Raw genomic sequence first — 15,805 nt, forward strand, 5'->3', positions numbered from 1 at the left:
CCTCCGAGGAGCACTGTGTCCACGATCGCCCCGCCCCGTCCCAATCGGGCAGAACGACTGCTCATCCCCGCGACCTTCATCACCAACCTGGGCAACGGGATCCAGCTCACCGCCGCCTCGTACCTGGTCTTCACCGAGGCCAACACCATGCTGGCGGTCAGCTGGCTGATGATCGCCGTCACCATCCCGCAGGTGGCGCTGTCCCTCTTCTTCGGCAAGCTCGCCGACCGCTTCGACCGCCGCACCCTGGCGATGATCTCGGACCTGGCCAGCGCGGTCGCCGCGATCGCCCTGCCGATCTGGCTGGCCCTCGGCGGTAACCCCTCGACCGTCAGCTACGTCGCCAGCTTCGTCCTGTCGATCTCCGCGGCCCTGTTCTTCCCGGCCAGCAACGCCCTGATCAAGGAGCGCATCCCGGAGTCGCGGCTCGCCCAGTTCAACGGCAACGCCGAGATCGCCATCCAGGCCGGCACGCTCGCCTCGGCGGCCCTCGGCGGCTGGGTGATCGTCTGGGTCGGCACCACGTCGCTCTTCTACTTCAACGCGATCACGTTCCTGCTCTCCGCCGTCCTGCTGTTCTTCATCGGCCGTCGTCCGGCCGGCCAGGCCGTCACCGAGGCCGCGGCCAAGGCCGCGTCGGCCGCCGCCGCCCGCCTGTCCGCCGCCCGTCCGCCGCTGGCCCGCCTGGCGCTGCTCTACATCATCGGCAACATCGTCATCATCGTCGGCAACAGCATCATGCTGGTCCTGGTCATCGAGGGCTTCAAGTCCAACGCCGGCTACCTCGGCATCGTCGACGCCCTGTTCGGCATCGGCGCCCTGTTCGCCGCCTGGGCCTTCAAGAAGATCAGCTCCAAGGCCACCGTGCTGAAGACGGCCCTGATCGGCTACCTCGCCTTCGCGGTGCTGCTGTCCATGGAGTCCATCCACCTCTACGCCATGATGGCCGTCATCCCCTTCGCCGCCATCGCCTTCTGCGTGGCCCGCATCTCGGCCCGTACCGCCCTGATGAGCGCGGCACCCGAGGAGAAGACGGGCTTCGTGTTCGGCGCCACCAACGCCTTCGGCCTCGCCGCCGGCACCGCCTCCGTCGTCCTGATCTCGCTCCTGGTCGACTCCACCCACGTGAAGAACGGCTTCTACGCCCTCTCCGCCCTGGTCGTCGTCATCTCCACCCTCACCGTCATCTCGCTCCGCAAGCACGACCGTGAGGTCGCCGCCGCCGAGGCCGCTGCCGCCGCCGAGACCGTGTCCGAGCCCGCCGCCGAGGTCACCGAGGCCGCCGAGCCCGTCCCGGCCAAGGTCTGAGGGGGGTCGGGACCGATGAAGCTGCTCGCGATCGAAGCAAGCCAGAACGCCACCTACTACATCTCGCGCTACCAGCAGATCGAGGCCCTCGGGGCCGAGGTCCACGTCCTCAACGGCATAGGCACGGAGGACTTCTGGGACGCCGACCGCTACCGGATCGCCGGCTCCAAGCAGATCGAGGACATCGTCACCGCCGCCAAGATCTGGCACGCGGAGGAGGAGTTCGAGGGGGTCCTGACCTTCTCGGAGTCCGGGGTCGTCACGGTGGCGGTCGTCGCCGAGGCGCTCGGCCTGCCGAGCATCGGCTTCGAGGCCGCCCGGACCAGCCGCAACAAGCTGCTGATGCGCCAGGCCCACGAGCGGGGCGACGCGGCGCACCCCGGCTTCCGGTACGCCCCGGACGTCGAGGCCGCCCTCGCGGCCGGTGAGGCGCTCGGCTACCCGCTGATCCTCAAGCCCACCCTGGGCGCCGCCAGCAACTTCGTGTTCAAGGTCGACGACCCCGAGGAGATGCGGGCCCGCTTCGCGGACGCCACCTCCGGCATCGAGACCATGACCTGGGCCCTGATGGAGGCCGACGGCCTGGACCTCGGCCCGAACGGGATCATCGTCGAGGGCTACCTCGACGGTCACGAGCACCTCATCGAGGCGCTGGCCTGGGACGACGAGGTGTACCTCGGCTCCATCGTGGACCGGATCACCGTCGAGAGTGGCACCTTCGACGACGACGTCCACCACGCCCCGAGCTCCCTGACCCCCGAGCAGATCGCCGCGGTCCACGAGGTGGTCCGGGACGCGGCCCACGCCCAAGGACTGCGCCGGTCCGTGCTGCACGCCGAGGTCCGCTTCCACCAGGGCAAGCCCTTCATCCTGGAGATCGCGATCCGCCCCGGCGGCGGCGGGCTCGACCACATGGCGCGGATCAGCGCCGGCCACGACCCCATCCGGTGCGTGGCGGACGTGGCCCGCGGCCTGCGGCCCGACGTCTCGCACTACGCGCCGACCGGTGTGCACACCGCGGCGATGTGCCTGATCAGCGGCGCGGGCACGGTGGAGTCCATCGAGGTGCCGACCGAGGTCGCCGAGGACCCGGCGTTGTTCTTCCTGAAGATCACCGCCACGGCGGGGACCGTCATCAAGCGCCCCCCGGCGGGCAACAACATCCTCGGCTTCATCGGCGCCACCGGCACCTCTTTGACGGAGGCCCTCACCACCGCGCACGTCGCGGCCGGCCGCATCAGCACCGAGATGAGGCCGGAGCATGGCTGAGGCCCCGCGGCGTACGGCCACCGAGCGGCACTACCTGATGTGCCGGCCGACCCACTTCGAGGTGACCTACGCGATCAACCCGTGGATGAATCCCGAGAAGCCGATGGACGCCGACCTGGCGCTGGCCCAGTGGGAGCGGATCCGGGACCTGTACCTCTCCTTCGGACACGAGGTCTCCTTCATCGACCCGGTCCCGGGCCTGCCGGACATGGTGTTCTCCGCCAACGGGGCCACCGTGGTCGACGGCAAGGTGCTGCTCGCGAAGTTCCGCCACCAGGAGCGGGCGGCCGAGGCCGACGCCCACCGGGCCTGGTTCGAGGCCCGCGGCTACACCGACATCCACCTCCCGCGGTACGTCAACGAGGGCGAGGGCGACTTCGCCCCGGCCGGCCGGCGGATCCTGGCCGGCGCGGGATTCCGTAGCGACCCCGGAGCGCACGAGGAGCTCGCCGAGTTCTTCGGCCTGCCGGTGGTCGGCCTGACCCTGACCGACCCCCGCTTCTACCACCTGGACACCGCGCTGTTCGTCCTCGACGAGGACCTGGTGGCGTACTACCCGGCCGCCTTCTCCGAGGAGAGCCAGGAGGTGCTGCGGGAGCTCTACCCGGACGCGATCCTCGCCACCCGCCAGGACGCCGATGCCTTCGGCCTGAACGCGGTGAGCGACGGACTGAACGTGGTGGTCACGGAGACCGCCACCCATCTGATCGAGGAGTTGCGCGAGCGCGGATTCGAGCCGCACCCCGTGGACATGTCCGAGCTGCTGAAGGCCGGTGGCGCGGTCAAATGCATCACTCAGGAGATACGACGCCCGTGATCGATTACGACGGCAGAAGTTTCCGCAACACCGGTTACCCGGCGGGCGAGGACGCCCCCGTCGGCCACTACCGCCAGGACGGCGACCTGCTCTGGGCCGACTTCGACGGAGGAGAGGTCCGCAGGGGCTCGCTCAACGGGCGCGTGGAGCCCGACGGGAACCTGGAGTTCGCCTACACGATGGTCCTCGCCGACGGCGAGGTGGTCGCCGGGCGATGCTGGAGCACCCCCGAGTTCCTGGACGACGGACGGATCCGGCTCAACGAGCGCTGGGAGCGCTACGGAGCCCACGCGGACAGCGGCATATCCGCACTGGAGGAGGTACCGACATGACCCCGCCCACCACCCCGCTCCGCGGGGGCAGCGTGACCTGGGCCTGCACCAGCGGCTTCAGCCCGGTCTTCATCTTCCCCTTCACCCCGGGCGAGTACTACGGGGTGGCCAACCTGCACGAGTTCCAGACGCTGATGTACCGCCCGCTGTACTGGTACGGCACCGGCGGCCAGCCCACGGTGGACTACGAGCGCAGCCTCGCCGAGCCCCCCGAGTGGAGCGAGGACGGCCGCACGGCGACGATCACGATCAAGCCCTACAAGTGGTCGAACGGCGAGAGCGTCGACGCCGACAACGTGATGCTGTGGATGCACCTCCTGGAGGCCGAGAAGGACAGCTTCGGCGGCTACACGCCTGGCTTCTTCCCGGACAACCTGACCGGCTACGAGAAGGTCGCCGAGGACCGGGTCAGCTTCACCTTCGACCGCGCCTACTCGCACAACTGGGTGCTGATGAACCAGTTCAGCACCATCACCCCGCTGCCGAAGGCCTGGGACCGCACCGCCGACGACCGGCCGGCCGACGCCACCCACGACCCCGCGCAGGCCTCCGCGGTCTACGCCTACCTGCGGGCCTGCAACGACGAGCGCAAGAGCTGGGACACCAGCCCCGTCTGGAGCGTGGTCAACGGCCCCTGGAAGCTGAGCAGTTACACGATCGACGGCACCTCGGGCGAATGCGTCCTGGTGCCCAACGAGAGCTACGGCGGCCCCAACAAGCCCTACCTGGACGAGTTCCGGCTGGTGCCCACCGGCTCGGACACCGAGCAGTACGAGATGCTCCGCCGCGGCCCCGAGGCCCAAGACGGCGTGCAGATCGGCTTCCTGCCCTTCGACGAGGTCACCGAGCCGGCCGAGGACCCGCTGGTCGGCGGGCCCAACCCGCTCGTCGAGCACTACGACCTCGTCCCCCAACTCACTTACAAAATCCATTACTTCCCGATCAACTTCAACAACCCCACCGTTGCCGGAAAGATCTTCAAGCAGCTCTACTTCCGTCAGGCCCTGCAGTCCTGCCTCGACTCCCGGGGCGCCATCCGCGACGTCTACAAGGGCTACGGCTACCCGACCACCGGGCCCATCCCGGCCCTGCCGGACAGCCCGCTGCTCTCACCCGCCGCGCACGAGGACCCGTACCCCTTCGACGTCGAGGCGGCCCGCGCCTTCCTGACCGAGAACGGCTGGGACACCAGCACCACCCCGGCGCTCTGCGTCCGCGAGGGCACCGGCCCAGGAGAGGCCGGCGAGGGCATCCCCACCGGCACCCCGCTGCGGTTCTCGATGCGGTACGCCCAGGGACACGAGACCCTGACCGCGGTCATGCGCAAGTTCGCCGCCGACGCCGCCGAGGCCGGCATCGAGATCGTGCTGACCGAGGTCGAGGCGAGCGTCCTGGTCCTGGAGGACACCACCTGCACCCCGGGCCCCGACAGCCCGTGCCTGTGGGAGTTCAGCGACTGGAACGGCGGCTGGGGTTACGGCCCCGGCTTCTACCCGACCGGAGAGGCGCTCTACTCGACCGGCTCCTCGGTGAACTTCGGCAGCTACAGCGACCCCAAGGCGGACGAGCTCATCGCCCGCACCGTGGTCAGCGACGACCTCGCCGACCTGTACGCCTACCAGGACCACATCGCGCAGCAGGTCCCGGTCATCTGGATGCCCAACTTCCCCTTCCGCCTGTTGGAAGTGGCCAAGGACCTGAAGGGCGTGGCTCCGATCAACCCCTTCGGACTGATCAACCCCGAGGACTGGTACTACGTCGGCGAGGTGCTCTGATGTACCAGCGACTCATCGGCCTCCTCGACAGCAATCAGGCGCGCTACCGGCTGATCGACCATCCGGCCGAGGGCCGCACCGACCTGGCGAGCGTCCTGCGCGGCCACCCGCTGGACCAGGCCGCCAAGTGCATCGTCGTCCGCGTGAGCATCACCAAGCGGGTCGGCAAGTACGTCCTCGCGGTGGTTCCCGGCGACCGGCAGGTCGACCTGGAGGCGGTCGGCGCGCTCTTCGGCGGCGGGCGGACGGCCTTCGCCACCCCCGAGATCGCCGAGCGCCTGGCCGGCAGCGTCTGCGGCACGGTGATGCCGCTCAGCTTCCACCCCGATCTGCACCTCGTCGTCGACGAGGGCCTGATCCTCACCGAAGAGATCTACTTCAACGCGGCCCGCCTGGACCGCTCCGTGGCCCTGTCCACCCCCGACTACCTGGCCATCGCCCAGCCGCAGCTCGCGGCGATCGCGACGGCCGGCGACCGGGTCCTGACCCACTCCGCGAGGTGACGAAGATGACGGACGACGACCGCACGACCGATGACGGCGTGGTGATCCTGGTCGGCAGCGGACAGCGGGCCTACCGCGAGTACCTGCTCGCGGGCGCCGCCCGGCGCCGCCCGATCTGGATCCTGGACGCCGCGGACCCGACCTGGCAGCAGGAGTACGTACGCGGCTCCACCACGGTGGAACTGCTGGACCGCGAACGCCTGGTCCCCGACACGGAGGGCCTGATCAAGGCCGCCGAGGCGGTGGCCGCCGAGCACCGCGTGGTCGGCGTGTTCAGCTACGACGAGACGCTCGTGGTGACCACCGCCCTCATAGCCGAGCGGCTCGGACTGCCGGGCCTGACCTCCCGGGGCGCCGACAACTGCCGCAACAAGCACAACACCCGGCAGCTGCTGACCGCCGCGGGCCTTCCCCAGCCGCACTTCGCCTACGTGACCGACGCCGACACCGCCCTCGCCACGGCCGACTCCTTCGGCTACCCCGTCGTCCTCAAGCCCCGTGGCATGGGTGCGAGCATCGGCGTCATCCGGGTCGACGACGCGGCCGGCATCCGCGCCGCCTTCGAGGTCGCCGACGCCGCGAGCCGCGGCGGGAACAGCGACTACGAGGGCGGGGTGCTGGTCGAGGAGTGCGTCATGGGCCCCGAGATCAGCATCGACGGAGTGGTCTTCGACGGGGAGTGGACCCCGCTCTTCCTCGCGCACAAGGAAGTGGGCCTCGCGCCCTACTTCGAGGAGACCGGGCACGTGGTCAGCGCCACCGACCCGCTGCTCGCCGACGAGGAGCTCCTGCGCGTCCTGCGGTCCGCCCACCGGGAACTGGGCATCGGCTACGGGATCACCCACACGGAGGTGAAGCTCACCACCCGCGGCCCGGTGATCATCGAGGTGAACGCCCGCCTCGGCGGTGACCTCATCCCCTACCTCGGCAGCCTCGCCACCGGCGTGGAGCCCGGGGAACTGGCCGCGGACGTGGCCGCGGGCGTCCGCCCCACGTGGGACCCGACCGAGTCCCGCACCGTGGGGATCCGCTTCCTGTACCCGCCGCAGAACGGCATCGTCCGCTCGGTCGACGTACCCGCGACCTCGGACGTACCGGGGCTGCTGGAGACGAACGTGATGGTGGCGCCCGGAGCGCGGCTGCTGCTGCCGCCGGAGGGCTACCTCAGCCGCCACGCCAACCTGATCTGCGCCGGAGACACCTTCCTGAGCTGCGAGGAGTCCCTCGCCAAGGCGGCCGCACTGACCACGATCGTCCTCGAGCGCTGACCCGTCGGCCCGAACGAAAACTGAAGGGAGGTGTGTGATGTCGACAAGGGTGACGGTAGTGGGTGGCGGAGTGATCGCCCTGCTCACGGCGGTCGAGTGCGTGCTCGACGGACACAAGGTCACGGTCGTGGACCAGGGCCCCATCCCGCACAGCAGAGCCACCTCTTTCGACCAGCACCGGATCCTGCGGGCCCTGCACCCGGCGGACCCGCGGACCACGGCGGCCGCACTGCGTGCGCACCACCGCTGGGTCGAACTGGAGGAACTGTTCCTGACGCGGTTCTACGAGCAGGTCGGCTCCCTCACCGTCCTGCCGCCCGCGGCCGCGACGGACGCGGCGGCGATGCTCGCCGACGCCGGCGGCCACGCCCGGGAACTGACGGCGGCGGGTCTGGCCGACCGCTATCCGCATCTGCACGTGGGCGGCGGCCTCGGCGCGGTACTGGAGGACGAGGCGGGCGTACTGCTCGCCGAACGGGTCCTCGCCGCCTGCGTCGGCTGGCTGAAGTGGCAGCGGGGCATCGAGCTGATCGAGCACCGGGCCGTGACCGCCGTCGACGGCGAGAGCGGCAGCGTACGGCTGGTGGACGGGCGGGTGCTGCGGAGCGACGCGGTGCTGATGGCCGTGGGCCCCTGGTCCCGGGACCTGTTGCCGCCGAGCATCTCCGAGCGGCTGACCCTGTACCGCCAGTCCCTCCTCTACTGCCGGGTGCCCCGGCTGCAGTCGTCGGCCTGGGCGGCCACTCCGGCGATACCGGCCCTCGGCACCGCGGGCGGAGCCTGGCTGATCCCGCCGGTGGCGGGCACGGCCCTCAAACTGACCTCGGCGACCGCCTGCCGCGAGGTGGACGCGATCACCGACCACGCCACCGACCCGTACTGGCAGCGCAAGCTGGAGAAGGAGTTCGGGGACATCCTCCCCGGCTTCGGTCCGGCCTGGGTCACCGCGGCCAAGGACGCCTACTACTCGTCCTTCGCCGAGACCGGCGGCCCCCTGCTGGTCGCCCTCGGCGGCGCGGGATTCGCGTACGCGGCCTGCGGTGGCACATCCTTCAAGTTCGCGCCGCTCATCGCACGGTCGCTGGCCGACCGGCTGATCGGCAGGAGTCCGTCCCTGATCGGCCTCGGTGCGCTCGACGGGCCACCGCTGGACATCCACACCCCGCAGCTCGCGGGTCTGTGAGCGGCGGCAGGATGCGCAAGGAGCGGGCAGTGGCGACGGTGGACGACGTACGGCGGCTCGCGCTGAGCCTGCCGAGGACCGAGGAGCACCTGATCCGGGACCGGGTGAAGTTCCGGATCGGCGGCATCGTCTATCTCGCCCTGTCCCGGGACGAGAGCGAGCTGGGCTTCGCCTTCCCCAAGGAGGAGCGGGCGGCGCTCGTCGCCGCCGAGCCGGAGAAGTTCTTCCTGCCCCGCGCGTCCGACCTGCGTTTCCACTGGGTGGAGGCCCACCTGGCGGCCCTGGGCACCGAGGAGCTGACGGAGCTGGTCACCGAGGCCTGGCGGATGGTGGTACCCGCCAAGGTCGCCCGCGCCCACCTGGATCCGCCGACCGCGCCGCCGCTCCCGCCCGCGCCGTCCCTGGCCGAACTGCGGGCCTCGGCGGAGGTGTTCAACGGTTTCGCGGGCGTGGACCGGAGCTGGCTCGCGTTCCGCGAGGAGACCGGCCATGCGCTGGACCTCTCGCGCGCCGCGCACCGCGGCGCCCTGCACCGCTGGCTGAACTCCTGGGGCTGCCGCATCCGTTACCCGCGCGAGGGCGAGCCCGACACCTTCGGCGCGGGGCTCGCCGCATGGGCGGGGCGGCACGCACCCACGCACGCGCCGCTGGCCCGGCTCACCCCGAGGGAGATCGCCGGGCTCGCCGCCGCCTACGAGGAACTGGCGGCGCTGCCGATCGGCCGCCGCAGCCTCGGTCCGACCGCCGCGGCCAAGGCGCTGTACGCGCTCCGGCCCGACTCGGTCATGCCGTGGGACGCGGCCATCGCGCAGCGGCTGCACGGGGCCCGGGACCGGGCGGCCTTCGCCCGCCACCTGGAGCTCGGGCGGAGCTGGGCGCGTGCGGCGTCGCAGGAGAGCGGCGGCCTCGACGAGGCCGCCCTGTGCGCCGAGATCGGTCGTCCGGGGGTGTCCCTCGCCAAGATCCTCGACGAGCACCTCTACGTCACGATCACCCACGCGGCCTGAGCCGGCCGGCGGCGTCCCTTCCCCGGGCCGGTGCCGGGGTCGGGCCTACCTCGGCTGCCGCGCGTGCGCCTGGCCCCGTGCGGTCGCCGGCGCCGGGGCCGGGTCCTCCTCCGTCGGGTCCGGCTGCGTCAGCGCGTACGCCCGGGCCATCGGCGTCAGCCCGTACTGCCCCGGCAGGTCCGAGTGGTCGAGCAGCCCCGCGTCGAGGAGCCGTTCGAGGAGGTCCTCCACCGGCTGAGCGGACCGCTCGACCAGCATGGCGAGGGCGTCCGCGGACTCGTACACCACGTTGTCCACGGAGGGCGGGTTGTCGGAGCCGGCGAACTGGCGCAGCATCAGGCGGGCCCACGGGGTCAGCAGCCGGTAGGCGCTGTCGAGGCGGGTGCTCAGCGCGTCGTCCCCGATCTGCAGCCGGGCCAGGAAGCGGCCCGGTGCCCGCTGTCCGTCACGCCCCTGGTGGCCGACCGGTCCGCCGGGACCGTCGCCGAGCAGCTCGGACACGGAGTCCTGCAGCATCCACTCGGGGCGGGCCGCGATACGCCGGCCGGCCAGGTTGAGCGCCAGCGGCAGGTCGCCGCAGGCGTCGGCGAGGCGCAGGCAGGCGCGCGGCTCGTCACCGACCCGGTCGCCGCCGAGGAGTTGGGCGAGCAGCTCCATCGACTCGTCGCGGTCCAGTGCGGGGAGTCGGATCCGGCCAATTCCGTCGAGGCCCAGTAGACGCGATCGGCTGGTGATGATGACGCGGCTCTCGGGTGCCGCGACGAGAAGTTCCCGGATCTGTCGCTCGTGCTGGACGCCGTCGAGCACCACGAGCAGCCGGCGGCGGTTCAAAAGCGATCGGTACAGGCCAATTCTCTGACCGGGATCGTTCGGGATCCGGTCGGTGGGGATGCCGAGCGCCTCCAGGAAACCGCCCGCGATGCCGGCGGCGTCCTTGCGTCCGTCCGCGGCCGGGTCGAGGTTCGCGTAGAGCTGCCCGTCGGGCAGGTTCACGGCGAGTTCGTGGGCGAGCCGCAGGGCGAAGGCGGTCTTGCCCACGCCCACCTGACCGCTGATCACCAGCGGCGCCGCGAGGCGCTGTCCGTCCGGCGAGGGGGCGGTGAGCGCGCGGGCCCGCTGGAGCAGCTCACGCCGTCCCACCAGGGGATGAGCCTCCATCGGCAGCTGTGAGGGCGGCGGCAGAACGGCGCGTACGTCGGCCGCCCGCAGCTCGTTCTCCTGGTGCTGCTGCACCGCCTTGACCGCCGGACGGGCACTCCCGTCGTCCCCGTCGGCGCGTGCCGCCTCGTGCCAGCGGCGCTCCCAGCTGGCGCGGTCTCCGCCGCAGGCCTCGGCGAAGGCGAGGGCCACCTGAAGGGTGGGGAGGCGGTAACCGGCGGCCGCGTCGGAGAGCACGGACGCGGAGAACATGGCACGGGTGGCCATGTCACGGTATCCGGGGCTGCCGGCCGCGGTCCGCAACCTGCGCAATTCCCGGGCGAACGCGGTGACTGGTCCGGCATCGGGGGCCAGTGGTCTCTCCAGTCTTCCCACAGCCTGCTCCTTCGGTACTCGCTCCGTGTGCTGCCTGCTCCGGGCCGCCCATGAACTGTCCGTGTCGCCCTTCCTGATCTGCTACCGGATGCTTACCGCGTGCAAGGGGGAACCCCTATGATCCGGTTGACATGGCCTGGCCAGGGGTCTTGTTCTTTGGGGGTGGATGTCCGATGCCGGGGGCGGATGCGGAGTCCGGGGAGAGACGTGGCGCGAATCCTGCGGGGGGCAGGCTGCGCTTCAACGTGCTCGGATCGCTTGAGGGATGGTTCGGCGAGGTACGACTGAGGTTGGGGGGAGCGATACAGGAACGGGTCCTGTGCATGTTGCTCCTCGAAGCGGGTCGGGTGGTGCCCGTGGCCCGCCTCGTCGAGGCGACCTGGGAGAAGGACCCGCCGGTGACCGCGGCGCACCAGGTCCGCAAGGCGGTCGCCGACCTGCGGCGGCGCGTACCCACCGGCACCGAGGTGATCGCCACCGACGGGCCGGGATACCGCGTGGTGGTGGCGGACGACCAGGTCGACCTGCTGGAGTTCGACGCCCTGACCAGGGCGGCGGGCCAGGCCCTGCGCGAAGGCGAGCGGTCCGCGGCCGCCGAGGCACTGCGGTCCGCGCTCGCGCTGTGGCGGGGGTCGGTGCTGTCCGGCACCGGTGGACCGATCATCGAGGCCGCGGCGACCGCGCTGGAGGAACGCCGGCTGGCCGCCGCCGAACAGTTCTTCGACCTGTGCCTCGCCCTGGGCGAGAGCGGCGAGCTCATCTCGGGCCTGCGCGCCCTGATCACCCAGCACCCGCTGCGGGAGACGCTGCGCGGCCAGCTGATGCTCGCCCTGTACCGCTCCGGGCGACAGGCCGAGGCGCTCAAGGAGTACGGGGAGGTCCGCGAGCTGCTCGTGGACGAGCTCGGGATCGACCCCGGCCCCCGGCTGGCCAAGCTGTACGAGGCGATCCTGCGGGACAGCCCCGAGCTGGCCGCGCCCGAACGACCGGCGCCGGTCACGGTGGCGCCCGTACGTCCGGTGCCCGAACCGGCGGCCGCCGCGGATCCGGCACCCGAACCGGACCCTGCCGTGACCGAGGCGTCCGAGGGCGCGGCGCCCGAGGCCCCGGCCCGTACCGAGGCGGACCGGGAAGGGGAGCCGGGGACGCGCACCACGCCGGTCGACGCCCCGTGCACCCTGCCCTACGACCTGCCCGACTTCACCGGCCGCGCCAAGGAGCTGGCCGAGCTCTTCGACTACGTGCAGGACGAGGGCCGCGGCAGCGAGCGCTACGCCCGGATCGTGGCCATCGACGGCATGGGCGGCATGGGCAAGACCACCCTGGCGGTGCGCGCCGCGCACCGGCTGGCCGACCGGTATCCCGACGGGCAGCTCCACATCGACCTGCACGGATTCACCCCGGGCCGCGAGCCCGTGACGCCGGCCGCCGCGCTCGACGGGCTGCTGCGGACCCTCGGTACGCCGGGCGACCGGATTCCCGAGGACCTGGAGGGGCGCACCGCCGTGTGGCGCTCCAAGCTGGACGGCCGGCGGATGCTGCTCCTGTTCGACAACGCGGTCGACGCGGCGCAGATCAGGCCGCTGCTGCCGGCTTCGCCCGGCTCCCTCGCCCTGATCACCAGCCGCGGCCGGCTGCTGGACCTCGACGGGGTCGAGTGGGTGTCGATCGGGATGATGGAGCCCGAGGACAGCACCAGCCTGATGGCGGAGACCCTCGGGGCCACCCGGGTGGCGGCCGAGCCGGGGGCCTCCGCCGAACTGGCCGAACTGTGCGGGCACCTGCCGCTGGCGCTGCGGATCGCGACCGCCCGACTGCGCAACAGGCCGCGCTGGACGGTGCGTTACCTGGTCGAGCGGCTGCGCGACGAGAAGCGCCGGATGGATGAGCTGAGTTCGGGGGAGCGCAGCGTCGCGGCGACGCTGCGCCTGTCCTACCTGGCGATGGACGAGGAGTACCGGACCGCGTTCCGCATCCTCAGCCTGTACCCGTGCGCCGGGACCGATGTCCATTCGGCGGCGGCGCTCCTCGGGACGACCGTCCGGGACGCCGAGGACGCCCTGGAGTTCCTGCTCGACGTGCATCTGGTCCAGCAGCCCGACATCGGCCTCTACACCTTCCACGACCTGGTGCGCAGTTTCGCCCAGAGCCTGCGGGGTCCGGCAACGGCGGACGACGACGCGGCGGCGGTCGAGCGGCTGCTCAGCTACTACATGACGACCTCGGACGCGGCCTGCGAGATGCTGTTCCCAGGCCGTGAGCGCCGCCCCACCGGCATCTCGCCGTACCAGGGCGAACGCCCGCGCTTCCGGGACGCCGAGCAGGCCGTGAGCTGGTTCGACCGGGAGCAGGCGGGCCTGCTGGCGGCCGTGTCCCTGGCCGAGCGGTCCGGCCACGACCGGTACGCGGCCTGCCTGAGCCGCAACATCGGCTTCCACCTGCACTCGCACGGGCAGCTCGACGAGTTCTGGAGCGTCGGCCACCTCGCGGTGGCGGCGGCCCGCCGACTCGACGATCCGGCGCTCCTCGGCATCAGCCTGGCGAATCTGGGCGCGGCCTGCTGGAAGCTGGGCCGCTTCGAGGAGGGGCTGGAGGTCGCCCGTGAGGCGCGCGACACCGCGGTCCGCGCCGGGGACCGGCACACCGAGGCGAACAGCGAATCGACCATCGGGCTGCTGCTGTCGATGCTCGGGAGGTACGGGGAGGCCCTCCCCCTGCTGGAGCGGTCCGTGACGGCGGCCCGGGAACTGGGCAATCTGCGCGCGGAGTCGGAGAGCCTGACCACCCTCAGCACGCTGTACGAGCGGTGGGGCCGCTATCCGGAGGCGGCCGCGGCCGCCCGCCGGGCGATCGAGATCGACCGCGACCTCGGCTACCGCAGCAACGAGATCATGGCCTTGGCCGACCTGGCCTTCGCGCAGGTGGGGCTCGGGGAGTACGCGGACGCCGACGCCGGCCTCAAACGCGCCCGCGACCTGTGCGACGAGACCAGGTCGCCGGGTGACGTGGCCCTGGTGCTGGCGTTGTCCGCCCAGGTCGCGCACGAGCGGGGCGACGCCGCGCAGGCCCGCGCGTTCGCCGAGCGCTCCCTGTCCCTGGGCCGCACCAGCGGCGCCCCGATCCGGCTCGCCAAGGTGGAGAACGTGCTCGGCCGGCTCCACCGGGCGTGGGGGGAGCACGAGGTGGCGCTCGACCTGCACGCGCACGCCCACAAGCTCGCGGAGCCGATGAGCTTCCGCGCCGAGGAGGCGTCCGCGCTGGTGGGCATGGTCCATGCGGCCGAGGCGCTCGGGGATCTTTCGGCCGCGGCCGGGTACCGGGTGGCCGCCGAGGGGTTATTCGACTTCATGGGTCTGCCGGCGCACCGCCGGGCGTACTGAGCGGCAGAGCGACCGAGCGGCTGAGCGGCTGAGCGGCTGAGCGGCTGAGCGTCGCGCGACGGGAAGTGCCCCGCACCGGAATCCGGTGCGGGGCACTTCCCGTCGCGCGGCGAGCGGCAGGGCTAGCGGGGGGACGGGACCGGCGTCGGGGCCGGGGAGGCGACCCCGGGGCCCTTGTCGTCCGCGAGGACCTGGTAGCCGGAGGGCTGACCGGTGTCCACCGGGCTGCTGACCGTCACACCGACTCCGATCGCCAGAGCCGCCGCGATGATTCCGATCAGGCCCGCCAGCTTGCTGCGCATGTCTTGAACCCCCTGGTGTGTACCCGGTGCGGCTCCCGTGTGGTGCGGTGGCCGCTCTCGACAGACCAAAGAGTGGCCGAGGGTCTTACCGGTCCGTTCCCCTCTCGATACCGCCCGTGGTCGTACTGCGGGAACGCCTGTTCCCGGCCTGTTCCCGGTCCGGTTCCGTGGCCGCCGCGATACGTGATCCCCGCGCGCCGACCAGCACATCCGTCCGCGTGGTGCCCGATTCGTACCCGGCGAGATCCAGCAGGGCGCGGACCGTCGCGCGGATCTGGGCCTGCTCCGCGTCGTGGAGCGGCGCCGCCGTTCCCTCGGGTGCGATGTCGGCGACGAGGTGCATGCCGTCGACGGTCAGCGTCTCCACCCTGAACTTGGATCCGGTCAGAAGCTCTTCGACGAGATAAGGGGCCGAGTGCCGTGCGGTGACGGCCTGTTCGGCCCACCGGGCGAGCGCGGGACGGTCGTGCACCGGAACGGTCCACCAACACCCGGATCTGTCTGCCGACTTGATGACCACGGGGAGCGGGAAGTCCTCGGCCAGCGAGCAGGCCTCGGTGACGGACCGGGCCTCGTGGGCCCGTACCGCGGAGGTCCGGCTCTCGTTGAGGATCCGCCGGATCGTGACCGCGTCCGGCAGGGTGCGGGCCGGTTTCCCGCTGTCGGCGGACAGCTCTCGCACCACCTCCTCGGCGGCGGCCGCGGCCCCGCTGCCGAGACCCTTCTCCAGATCGCTCGTGAGGTGGAGGACCTGGCCGATCCCGTGCCGCCGGACGGTGTCCGTCAGTACGGCGCGCAGTGCGTCCGTGTCGTCGAAGTCCACCCGGAGGAGCCGTTGCGGGGGCAGCTCGGCGGGAAGCCGCGCGTTCGGTGGGTGGGGTCCGGGATCGGACACCACCCAGACGTCCAGGCCCGCCACGAGCGCGGCACGCACGAGCCCGGGTCCGGGCCTGACCAGCACTACCCGCTCCGCGGACTGTCTGATGATCACAGAAATCTCCTCCATCGTGTCCCACGATGGTGTCGCCGGGCCTTCCCGGTCCCTTCCCGCCGCGTTCCCGCCCGGTTCGGGGCCCGGCCGGCGCGTCCCCCGGACGGCCCCGTCGCAGGGCCTTCGGACGCCCGGTG

Annotated in this window: 13 protein-coding genes; 10 read left to right on the plus strand and 3 right to left on the minus strand. The window is 71.7% G+C overall.

Going from position 1 to position 15,805, the window contains the following annotated elements:
- Positions 1 to 15: 15 nt before the first annotated feature.
- Genes OG624_RS20850 through OG624_RS20890 form a run of 9 tightly spaced genes read left to right on the plus strand, consistent with a single transcriptional unit; the run spans position 16 to position 9,462 of the window.
- Positions 16 to 1,308 (plus strand): MFS transporter, encoded by a 1,293-nt coding sequence (locus OG624_RS20850; protein WP_051762422.1) that lies wholly within the window; start codon positions 16 to 18, stop codon positions 1,306 to 1,308.
- A gap of 15 nt (positions 1,309 to 1,323) precedes the next feature.
- Positions 1,324 to 2,577: an ATP-grasp domain-containing protein gene (locus tag OG624_RS20855; RefSeq protein ID WP_033214902.1), complete on the plus strand. Its 1,254-nt coding sequence runs from the start codon at positions 1,324 to 1,326 to the stop codon at positions 2,575 to 2,577.
- Positions 2,570 to 3,394 (plus strand): dimethylargininase, encoded by an 825-nt coding sequence (gene ddaH, locus OG624_RS20860; protein ID WP_371593104.1) that lies wholly within the window; start codon positions 2,570 to 2,572, stop codon positions 3,392 to 3,394. The genes OG624_RS20855 and ddaH overlap by 8 nt, the downstream gene beginning before the upstream one ends.
- Positions 3,391 to 3,726, plus strand: coding sequence for a hypothetical protein (locus tag OG624_RS20865; RefSeq protein WP_033214899.1), 336 nt, complete (start codon positions 3,391 to 3,393; stop codon positions 3,724 to 3,726). Before ddaH ends, OG624_RS20865 begins: the two co-directional genes overlap by 4 nt.
- On the plus strand, positions 3,723 to 5,501 hold the full coding sequence (locus tag OG624_RS20870) for an ABC transporter substrate-binding protein (protein ID WP_371639694.1): 1,779 nt from the start codon (positions 3,723 to 3,725) through the stop codon (positions 5,499 to 5,501). Before OG624_RS20865 ends, OG624_RS20870 begins: the two co-directional genes overlap by 4 nt.
- Positions 5,501 to 6,004, plus strand: coding sequence for a YbaK/EbsC family protein (locus OG624_RS20875; protein ID WP_030714047.1), 504 nt, complete (start codon positions 5,501 to 5,503; stop codon positions 6,002 to 6,004). The genes OG624_RS20870 and OG624_RS20875 overlap by 1 nt, the downstream gene beginning before the upstream one ends.
- A 5-nt stretch (positions 6,005 to 6,009) precedes the next feature.
- Positions 6,010 to 7,272, plus strand: coding sequence for an ATP-grasp domain-containing protein (locus OG624_RS20880; RefSeq protein WP_371639695.1), 1,263 nt, complete (start codon positions 6,010 to 6,012; stop codon positions 7,270 to 7,272).
- Positions 7,273 to 7,309: 37 nt separating this feature from the next.
- Positions 7,310 to 8,455, plus strand: coding sequence for an NAD(P)/FAD-dependent oxidoreductase (locus OG624_RS20885; protein WP_161294817.1), 1,146 nt, complete (start codon positions 7,310 to 7,312; stop codon positions 8,453 to 8,455).
- Between the two features lie 29 nt (positions 8,456 to 8,484).
- Positions 8,485 to 9,462, plus strand: a complete 978-nt coding sequence (locus OG624_RS20890; RefSeq protein WP_326748494.1) for an MmcQ/YjbR family DNA-binding protein — start codon at positions 8,485 to 8,487, stop codon at positions 9,460 to 9,462.
- A 45-nt stretch (positions 9,463 to 9,507) separates the two neighbouring features.
- On the opposite strand, the gene OG624_RS20895 is transcribed toward OG624_RS20890, so the two are convergent.
- On the minus strand, positions 9,508 to 10,887 hold the full coding sequence (locus tag OG624_RS20895) for an NB-ARC domain-containing protein (protein WP_326748495.1): 1,380 nt from the start codon (positions 10,885 to 10,887) through the stop codon (positions 9,508 to 9,510).
- A gap of 431 nt (positions 10,888 to 11,318) precedes the next feature.
- On the opposite strand from OG624_RS20895, the gene OG624_RS20900 reads away from it, so the two are divergent.
- Positions 11,319 to 14,375, plus strand: coding sequence for an AfsR/SARP family transcriptional regulator (locus OG624_RS20900; protein ID WP_371639696.1), 3,057 nt, complete (start codon positions 11,319 to 11,321; stop codon positions 14,373 to 14,375).
- 122 nt (positions 14,376 to 14,497) lie between these two features.
- Here OG624_RS20900 and OG624_RS20905 read toward each other — a convergent pair whose 3' ends face one another.
- Together OG624_RS20905 and OG624_RS20910 are read right to left on the minus strand one after the other, a co-directional pair.
- Positions 14,498 to 14,677 carry a hypothetical protein gene (locus tag OG624_RS20905; protein WP_033214888.1) on the minus strand — a complete coding sequence of 60 codons (180 nt, stop codon included), beginning with the start codon at positions 14,675 to 14,677 and terminating at the stop codon, positions 14,498 to 14,500.
- A gap of 85 nt (positions 14,678 to 14,762) precedes the next feature.
- Positions 14,763 to 15,668 (minus strand): hypothetical protein, encoded by a 906-nt coding sequence (locus OG624_RS20910; protein WP_371588115.1) that lies wholly within the window; start codon positions 15,666 to 15,668, stop codon positions 14,763 to 14,765.
- Positions 15,669 to 15,805: the final 137 nt, after the last annotated feature.

The organism is Streptomyces virginiae (genome assembly GCF_041432505.1).
In the GTDB taxonomy this organism is placed as follows: domain Bacteria; phylum Actinomycetota; class Actinomycetes; order Streptomycetales; family Streptomycetaceae; genus Streptomyces; species Streptomyces virginiae_A.

Coding starts and splice junctions, on each gene's coding strand:
- OG624_RS20855 (WP_033214902.1), top strand. CDS start 1,324: ATGAAGCTGCTCGCGATCGAAGCAAGCCAGAACGCCACCTACTACATC.
- ddaH (WP_371593104.1), top strand. CDS start 2,570: ATGGCTGAGGCCCCGCGGCGTACGGCCACCGAGCGGCACTACCTGATG.
- OG624_RS20870 (WP_371639694.1), top strand. CDS start 3,723: ATGACCCCGCCCACCACCCCGCTCCGCGGGGGCAGCGTGACCTGGGCC.
- OG624_RS20875 (WP_030714047.1), top strand. CDS start 5,501: ATGTACCAGCGACTCATCGGCCTCCTCGACAGCAATCAGGCGCGCTAC.
- OG624_RS20880 (WP_371639695.1), top strand. CDS start 6,010: ATGACGGACGACGACCGCACGACCGATGACGGCGTGGTGATCCTGGTC.
- OG624_RS20885 (WP_161294817.1), top strand. CDS start 7,310: ATGTCGACAAGGGTGACGGTAGTGGGTGGCGGAGTGATCGCCCTGCTC.
- OG624_RS20895 (WP_326748495.1), bottom strand. CDS start 10,887: ATGGCCACCCGTGCCATGTTCTCCGCGTCCGTGCTCTCCGACGCGGCC.
- OG624_RS20900 (WP_371639696.1), top strand. CDS start 11,319: ATGTTGCTCCTCGAAGCGGGTCGGGTGGTGCCCGTGGCCCGCCTCGTC.
- OG624_RS20905 (WP_033214888.1), bottom strand. CDS start 14,677: ATGCGCAGCAAGCTGGCGGGCCTGATCGGAATCATCGCGGCGGCTCTG.